Below are 8157 nucleotides of genomic sequence, written 5' to 3'. Positions count from 1 at the left end.
TTTTTTAGTTGTTCCCATCCTTATTTCTCCCCCTTTATGAAAGTAATCCAATACACACGAACAGTACCATATTATGCAATTTCACATTCCAAATACTTTATTTGTCAATCTTCGAATATACAACATTAAAAATAAAGAACGACCCATGCTGAATGCAATAAATGCAAGCCATAAACCATGATTCCCCCACATAGGTACACATGTATAATATACAATCATATACAAAATGAGTGATAAAATCATTGAGTCACGTACAAAAGCTGTCTCTGTAGCCCCCGTAAAAACGCCATAAAAAACAAGACCGAAGCTTGCCACAATAGGAAATATGTCTATCCATAAACTATATTCTTCCGCTAATTGTATAACTTGCTCACTATTTGTAAACAGCTGAATGGCAAAAGAACGACTCAGTATATAAATAAAGGCGATACATATAGAAAAAATAAGTGCCCATTGCGTGGATAGGAAAATCGTCCGTTTATATAAACGTTGATCATTTGCTCCTACAGCCTGTCCTGTAAAGAGACTACTAGCATTTGCAAGACCATCCAAAAAATATGCCATAATATAATGAATTTGAATAAGTACCGCATTGGCTGCTAAAACATCTGTACCGAATTCAGCCCCCTTTGCAGTAAATAAATTAAGTACAATTAGTAAACAAACTGTGCGAATCATTAAATCTTTATTTACAGATATCATTTTTCTTAACTCTGAGCCATCCCATAACTTTCTATGAAACAATACCGAAAAATGAATTTGGTTGTGAACAAGTATATACGTACCAATAAAAAAAGACATGACTTCCGATATAATCGTTGCAACTGCTACCCCTTGAACCGCCATATGAAACACGTGCACGAACAATATATCCAGAACAATATTCAACACGTTCGTAAATACTTGTAAAAACAACGATGTTTTTACTTTCTGCATCCCCATCAGCCAACCAATGATTACATAGTTGGCAAGGGCAAAAGGAGCCCCCCAAATACGAATTGAAAAATACTGATCAGCAAACAAATAAACACGCTCCGGTGGCTCAATCCACGCGAAAGTGACCTGCTTAATCCATTGTTGGAATAAAATGAAAATAAACCCGATTGCGAGCGCCATTAAAAAAGGACGCATAAGAGAAACAGACCACTTTGTGTCATCATGCGCCCCGTAAGCTTGGGCAGTGAAGCTTGTTGTACTTACCCTTAGAAATCCAAATAACCAATATATCGTATTAAATATCGTTGTCCCAACAGCAACCCCACCAATGTATGAAGGATCTGTTAAGTGCCCAACAACTGCTGTATCTATAGCACCTAACAATGGAGTTGTGATGGTAGATACGATAAGTGGAATGGCAATGTATAAATACTCACGATTAGTCAAATAACGCATGATACTCTCCTTCTTCACATAAAGCAATTAATTGTTTTACATATGGATGACGCTGAGTAGAAAAGAGCTCCTCTTTACAAAACTCATCAATTATCTCTCCCTCTTTCAACACCATCGTTCGCTCACTGAATGTATGAACAGTCGGAAGGTCATGGGAAATAAATAAATAAGACAAATTTAACTCATTTCTAATCTCTTTTAAAAGTTGTAAGATGTGGTATTGCGTATACACATCTAGGCTTGCTGTCGGCTCATCGAGGATAACGAGCGAAGGCGCTACACTAATTGCTCGAGCAATCGCGACGCGCTGTTTTTGTCCTCCACTCAATTCATGTGGATAACAATGTAAATAACGCGGCAAAATCCCGACCATCTCTAACAGTCGGCTTGCGCATTTATTACGCTGATCCCTTACATCCTTTAAGTAAGGGGGCGTCACGTGAGGGTGTGCATCTAACACTTCCATCAAAGAATCGATAATTTTCAACTTTGGATTGAGCGAGCCCGATGGATTTTGAAACACCGGTTGTATATGACAACGAATTCGTCGTAATTCCCCCCTGCTCATCTTATGTAAAGGTTGCTCTAGTAAAAACACTTCCCCTTCTTCCATCTTTTCAAGCATAAGCAAACAACGTACGAGCGTACTCTTGCCACTTCCGCTTTCCCCAATTAATCCAACAATTTCCCCATGTTTAATACGTACGGACACCCCTTTTAAAGCTTGTTTACCTGTAGAATATCTTTTCCTTACATTTTTAGCAACTAATACATCCATCAAACATCGCTCCTATCGCTACATTTTTATACATATGTAGGGCGTTTGAGCTTTGGCGCAGCATCGAATAGACTTTTCGTGTATGGATGACACGGGGAACGGAGCAATTGATCTTTTTCCCCGTATTCGACTATTTCCCCTGCTTTCATTACAGCAATTGTATCTGAATACTTTTTTGCATGTCGAATATCATGAGTAATAAAAAGCACGGCACAATTCATCTGCTGCTTAATGTAGGAAATAAGTTCTAAAACGTGTGCTGCTGTTACACTATCAAGCGCTGTCGTAGGCTCGTCAGCTATAAGTAATTTTGGACGCAAAACGATAGCCAATGCAATGGCAACTCGTTGCATCTGTCCCCCGCTTAACTGGAATGGATAACTATTATATACTCGTTCAGCTGGAAGCTGCATATCTTCGAAAGCGCGGATAATCATGTTTTTTCTTTCTTCCTTTGAATACGCTTCATGAGATCGAATAACCTCGTCACAATGATGCCCAATTTTTATGAAAGGGGTGAAAGTGTTATAGTAATCTTGAAAAATGAATGATATTTCTTTTCCTCTTATTTTCCTCCATTCATTCGCAGAGAAACTTTTTGTATTTCTATTTTCGAAAAAAATGTCCCCCTTCTCCATGAGCACAGAGGAAGGCAAGAGACCTGCAATCGCTAAAGCGGTCATGCTCTTCCCGCTCCCACTCTCCCCCATGAGCGTGAACCATTCTCCACGTTTCACAGTTAGGGTTACGTCTTTCAAAATATGCTCCCCCATGATAGACAAACTTAAGCAATTAATACGTAATAACTCCATTGTATGCCTCCTTCATCACCTATTTTGCAAGGTAAAGTGATCTCTCAAATGATCCCCTACTAAATTAGAGATAAGAACGGTGCACATAATCGCAATCCCCGGAAAAATCATCAGATGCGGAGCACTGTGGACATATGACTTACATTCATTGAGCATTGCCCCCCACTCTGGAACAGGCGGTTGGGCTCCTAATCCGATATAAGACAAAGAGGCAATCATTAAAATAATTTTCCCTAAATCTAGCGTCACTAAGACGATAACATTGCCAATAACATGAGGGAAGAAATGCTTTTTCACAATTTGCATCGTTCGTAATCCACTAGTTCGCGCCATAAGTATATAGTCTTTCTCCTTTTCTACTAAAATTATACTTCTAACAACTCGAATATAGCTTCCACATTTCGCAATGATAATAGCTAACATAACATGAAATAGACTCGGGCCTAAAAGACCTGTTAACACTACAGCAACAATAAAATCTGGAAAGGCAAGAAGCGAATCGACCGTGCGCATACAAAAACGATCAAACCATCCGCCGAAAAATCCTGATAAGATTCCTATAGGAATACTAATCGCTAAGATGAGAATTACGGCCAAAAAGCTTACTCCAACCGTCACTTGTCCTCCCGCCAGTATGCGCGCCAGTAAATCCCTGCCCAAGTGATCTGTTCCGAGTATATGTTCCCTACTCATTGGGGCAAGTCGATGATCCATATTTATCTTCAGTGGATCTTGTGACATAAGAAAAGGTGCAATGAGTATGACAACTATATATAGAAGTAATAAAAATAGAGGGAACCATATTTGAAACAGACGTATCATCTTTGTGGAAGTCATTTTCGCTCCCCCTTTTTTAATCGAATTTCGGGATTTAAGTATAGATAGCTCATATCAATAAGTATATTGATAACGATGACGAGCAAAGAAATAAACAAAACATACCCTTGAATAATAGGATAGTCCCGTCTCATGATGGCATCAACAACTAACTTTCCAATACCTGGATAAGAAAACAACACTTCAACTATGACTGTTCCGCCAATCAGAGAGCCTAAACTCATACCAAAAAGTGTGATGAGCGGGATAAGTGCAGAGCGAAAAACATGAAAAAAGAAAATTCTTGTTTCGGCAATTCCCCTTGATCTTGCTGCTTTGACGTATTCTTTTTGAAAACCTTCTAACAGACTCGATCTAATCATCCGAACATATACAGCTGACATTGCTATTCCTAATGTTAAAGAAGGTAATACTAGATGCTTCCATGTTCCCTTCCCTATAGTCGGAAATATGTTTAAGTGAACAGCAAAAATATAAATGAGAACAATCCCTAACCAGAAGCTAGGGATTGAAGAGCCAATTAAGGCAAATAAACGACTAATATGATCAATCCATTTTCCTTTATAAACCGCAGCAAGGGTTCCGAGCGGAATGGAAATCATCAGCATAACAAGTAAGGAAGTAAGCGCCAATTCAAGCGTAGTAGGAAACTTTGTCAACAATTCCTCAACAACAGGTCGATTCGTCATATACGAATTCCCCAAATCAAAAGCAAAAAAACGTTTCAACCAATACCAGTATTGAACATGTAAAGGTTCATCAAGTTTTAGCTCATTGCGCAAACTTTCTATTTGTTCTTGTGTGACCGCTACTTCATCAACCCGAAGCATTTGTCTTACTGGGTCACCTGGTGTTAATTGAATAAAAAGAAAACTAACAAAAGATAAAATGAGGAAAAATAAAGCAAATTCTAAAAACCTTTGACCAATCCTTTCCATATTATCACTTCACATTCAAATCTTTTGTAATCATATAGTATTCACTCCTATGCACAATAAAGTTTTTCACATGATCTCGATACGCCACAACGATATGCGGATACACGATAAAAGAGTGTAGTACTTCGTTGTTAATAATCGTCAACGCTTCTTTTGTTAACTCATTACGCTCTTGCTCATCAATCGTCTTATTTATAGCATCAATAATTCCTGTCAAACGTTCATGGGAAATGTGCCCATAGTTTAGAGCTCCATCTTTCATGTACGTTGCATTTAAGTAGTAGCTTGAATCTCCTCGTGGAGCTGTTAAATTACTATACGTAGCTATATCCCAATCCGTCGTATTGCCCAAATACTCGTCAATGTTTTCAACTTGTTGAATCGTCATCTCAATGCCAAGCTCCTTTGCCTTTGCTTGTAATATTTGAGCGATGAGAGGAAGCTCTGGGCGGGCACTATATGTTAATATTTTCAATCGAACTTCTTTTCCTCCCTTCGTCCACTTTCCATTTTTGAGCTTATATCCACCTTGCAATAAGTATTGTTGTGCAACATCGAGCCCCATTTCTTTCTTCGGATAGGAAGGCACATATGGGAATGAAGGCAAAAACGGACCCGTTGCCCGTGATGCTTGTCCATTCAAAATATGCTCAACAACTTCTTGACGATCAATTAGTGCATCAATTGCCTTACGCATATGCACATCTCCCATAAACGGACTACGCATATTCATCGTTATTTGATGAACACGTAAACTTGGAACAGCCTCGGTGTGAATGTGCTTATCTTTTTGGAGTTGTTCCATACTTTCCACCGGCGGTCTAAAAATAATATCAGCGTCTCCTGACTTCAATGCCATAAATCTCGCATTGGCATCTTCGTTAAAAGCAAAAGTGGCTTGATCAAGCTTTGCTCTTCCATCCCAGTAATCGTTAAAGCGCTCTACTTTCAGCGATACACTCGGCTCAAATGCGATTACTTTGAAAGGTCCTGTACCAATCGGTTTCTGATCTATCGCCTTTTCGTGAACATCGACAACCGCTGTATTTGGATGAACTAATTCTGATGGGAACGAAGGAAACACGCTTTCTGTTTCAATGACTAGTGTTTGCCCATTGGCCTCCATTTTTTTTATTTTTAAAGCCGCTTTAACCGATGGATTTTCATCTATTGCTCTTTGTAAAGATTGCATCACGGCCTCACCGTCTACTAGTTTTCCATTGTGGAACTTCACATTTTCACGAATGTGTATTGTCCAATGACGACCATCTTTACTTTCCCAACTTTCAGCAAGCCAAGGATGTAACTTCAAGTCTTCTCCTATTCTAACAAGTGTTTCAACGACACCTGCTCGAATGGATGTATATGTACGATCCATGTGCGGATCAATCGTATCCGCTGAAAAATTGAAAAGCAATGTAAGTTTTTTCTTTTCTTTGGTGTTTTCATTTTGAAATGAACATGATGCAAGTAAGAAAATGACGAAAAATAACATCATATACTTGATACATCTAGTCATGATTAACATACCTCCTTTTAAATCGTAATAATTATTATTTTCAATAAAAGATTTTATACTATCATCTTCACTATGTAAAGTTATTCACGTAGATTTTGAGAAATTTCACAAAAAACGTAGCATCTATATGTGATAAAAAAATGATGTCTTTTTGAATATTTTTAAAAATTTTTTCTGCTTTGTTTGGAAGGATTGTCTAAAAATCATACAATAATAAACAAAAAGAAGAGGAGAGCCCAGAGTCAAAGGGCTTCAATATCCTCTTCCTAACGCACGTTATAGCACTATATATTATTTTTATCCATTTCTAAAATCGGATGACGATCACAAGAGCGGTCTTTACCATCCCAAAACAACGTAAGCCACGTTGCTATGACTCCTAGCACACTTGAAAAATAAAATCCTGCCGCGATTCCAACTAGTGAGTTCAGTACCCCTGCAAAAAACGGTCCTCCAAACATTCCAATTGCATATAGAGCTTGATACATCCCCATAGCCGTAGCTCTCTTTTCATGTGAAATGGGTTCAATCGACATTCCTAAAAGTAATGGAAACAATATTCCTAATGAGAAACCATTAGCTACCTGAAGCATACACAATAACCATTTGGTATGAACAAACGTAGTAATTAGTGTGAACAATGCGGTTGAGAAAAAAAAGAACGATAAAACCCTCCATTTGTTAACAAATCGGAGGAGTATCCTATCCACAAATAAAGTAGCCACCCCGTGGGGAATCATAAACGAAAACACAATGATTCCTAAGTCGCTTTTTTGTAGCCCAATTTCCAACACATACATCGGGACAAATCCAAACATTGTTGTAAAAATAATGCTATGGGCTAAAATGGATAGTAAAGAAACTTTTAACAGAAGTGACTCCCGCACTACTGACAAAAGATCCTTTAATTGTATCGATGTTTGTACAGCTACCGTTTTCGGTTCGTAAATGAACAAAGAAAAGATTGTACCAATAACCCCTAAAACTCCACCTATCCAAAACGGGGCATGCCAGCCCCACTTATCGACAATGTAACCGCTCAGAGACATTCCTATGAGTTGAGCTAAAACAACGATAAAAGAAATACTGCTCATCGCTTTATGGATTTCTGCATCTCTAAAATAGCTCGAATATAGAACGGTAAAAGCCACCCATGTTGCCGCAGCTACCCCAGCGTACGAACGCGAAACGAGCGCCCACCCTAAACTGTCGGTTAATGCAAATGTTAAACTGCTTATCATCGTCATCAACATACCGAGTATGATAAACGGTTTTCTTTTTTTAATAAAATCAGACATGATCCCGATCGGAAGCCGAAATAAAAATTGCATCAATCCATAGCTGCTTAAAACAATACCAATAAATGTGTACGTTCCTCCTAATGCTTCAATATACGGCGATAAAATTGGCATGTAAATAAAATTCGAAACCCAAAACAGAAATGACGCCATTAAAAAAAGATATCGGTCTTTAACGGAAGAGAGTGATCGCAATTTATCCCCCCCTCGTTCTTTCATTCGACTATGCCTTAGACTATGCCTTAAACTTTCCAATTAACATCTGTAACTTTTCGGACATGTTAGATAATGTATAGGCGGCGGCCGAAACTTGTTGCATAGACGCTAACTGCTCTTCTGTCGCCTTGGATATTTCCTGTGCGCCAACATGAGCAGATTCTGTAATCTCTTGAACGTGCTTCATCGATTGGACAATTTGCTCTGTGCCTAAAGCTATGCGAGTGATCTCGAATGATACTTGTTGTACTTGAACAGACGCATCTCGAATCGTGTCATAAATATGGGCAAATGATTCATCTGCCATGTGAACTAACCGAATTCCTGTCCCTACCTTGTCTGTCACGTTTTCCATTGAAATAATAAC

7 protein-coding genes and 1 pseudogene are annotated in these 8157 nt (G+C 38.5%); all 8 read right to left on the bottom strand.

Going from position 1 to position 8157, the window contains the following annotated elements:
- Nucleotides 1-81: 81 nt before the first annotated feature.
- Nucleotides 82-1383 (bottom strand): MATE family efflux transporter, encoded by a 1302-nt coding sequence (locus tag V7Z64_RS10035; protein ID WP_297988512.1) that lies wholly within the window; start codon nucleotides 1381-1383, stop codon nucleotides 82-84.
- On the bottom strand, nucleotides 1376-2170 hold the full coding sequence (locus V7Z64_RS10030) for an ABC transporter ATP-binding protein (RefSeq protein WP_297988508.1): 795 nt from the start codon (nucleotides 2168-2170) through the stop codon (nucleotides 1376-1378). Before V7Z64_RS10030 ends, V7Z64_RS10035 begins: the two co-directional genes overlap by 8 nt.
- Before the next feature lie 26 nt (nucleotides 2171-2196).
- Complete coding sequence (locus V7Z64_RS10025; RefSeq protein WP_297988510.1) at nucleotides 2197-2943, bottom strand: ABC transporter ATP-binding protein; 747 nt, start codon at nucleotides 2941-2943, stop codon at nucleotides 2197-2199.
- A gap of 54 nt (nucleotides 2944-2997) precedes the next feature.
- Nucleotides 2998-3819, bottom strand: coding sequence for a nickel transporter permease (gene nikC / locus V7Z64_RS10020; protein WP_297988506.1), 822 nt, complete (start codon nucleotides 3817-3819; stop codon nucleotides 2998-3000).
- Nucleotides 3816-4757 carry a nickel ABC transporter permease gene (gene nikB, locus V7Z64_RS10015; RefSeq protein WP_297988504.1) on the bottom strand — a complete coding sequence of 314 codons (942 nt, stop codon included), beginning with the start codon at nucleotides 4755-4757 and terminating at the stop codon, nucleotides 3816-3818. The genes nikC and nikB overlap by 4 nt, the downstream gene beginning before the upstream one ends.
- A gap of 4 nt (nucleotides 4758-4761) precedes the next feature.
- Complete coding sequence (nikA, locus tag V7Z64_RS10010) at nucleotides 4762-6276, bottom strand: nickel ABC transporter substrate-binding protein (RefSeq protein ID WP_297988501.1); 1515 nt, start codon at nucleotides 6274-6276, stop codon at nucleotides 4762-4764.
- 284 nt (nucleotides 6277-6560) lie between these two features.
- Complete coding sequence (locus tag V7Z64_RS10005; protein ID WP_297988498.1) at nucleotides 6561-7769, bottom strand: MFS transporter; 1209 nt, start codon at nucleotides 7767-7769, stop codon at nucleotides 6561-6563.
- Between the two features lie 40 nt (nucleotides 7770-7809).
- A pseudogene (locus tag V7Z64_RS10000) lies at nucleotides 7810-8157 on the bottom strand (methyl-accepting chemotaxis protein); the annotation flags it as partial.

The sequence above is a fragment of the Anoxybacillus sp. genome, assembly GCF_036834105.1.
Classification (GTDB): Bacteria; Bacillota; Bacilli; order Bacillales; family Anoxybacillaceae; genus Anoxybacillus.
The sequence above is the reverse complement of the archived record's forward strand: the minus strand, read 5'-3'. Positions and strand labels throughout refer to the sequence as shown.

Excerpts from the sequence above, each read along its gene's own strand:
- V7Z64_RS10030 (WP_297988508.1), bottom strand. The coding sequence starts at position 2,170 with ATGGATGTATTAGTTGCTAAAAATGTAAGGAAAAGATATTCTACAGGT.
- V7Z64_RS10025 (WP_297988510.1), bottom strand. The coding sequence starts at position 2,943 with ATGGGGGAGCATATTTTGAAAGACGTAACCCTAACTGTGAAACGTGGA.
- nikC (WP_297988506.1), bottom strand. The coding sequence starts at position 3,819 with ATGACTTCCACAAAGATGATACGTCTGTTTCAAATATGGTTCCCTCTA.
- nikB (WP_297988504.1), bottom strand. The coding sequence starts at position 4,757 with ATGGAAAGGATTGGTCAAAGGTTTTTAGAATTTGCTTTATTTTTCCTC.
- nikA (WP_297988501.1), bottom strand. The coding sequence starts at position 6,276 with ATGACTAGATGTATCAAGTATATGATGTTATTTTTCGTCATTTTCTTA.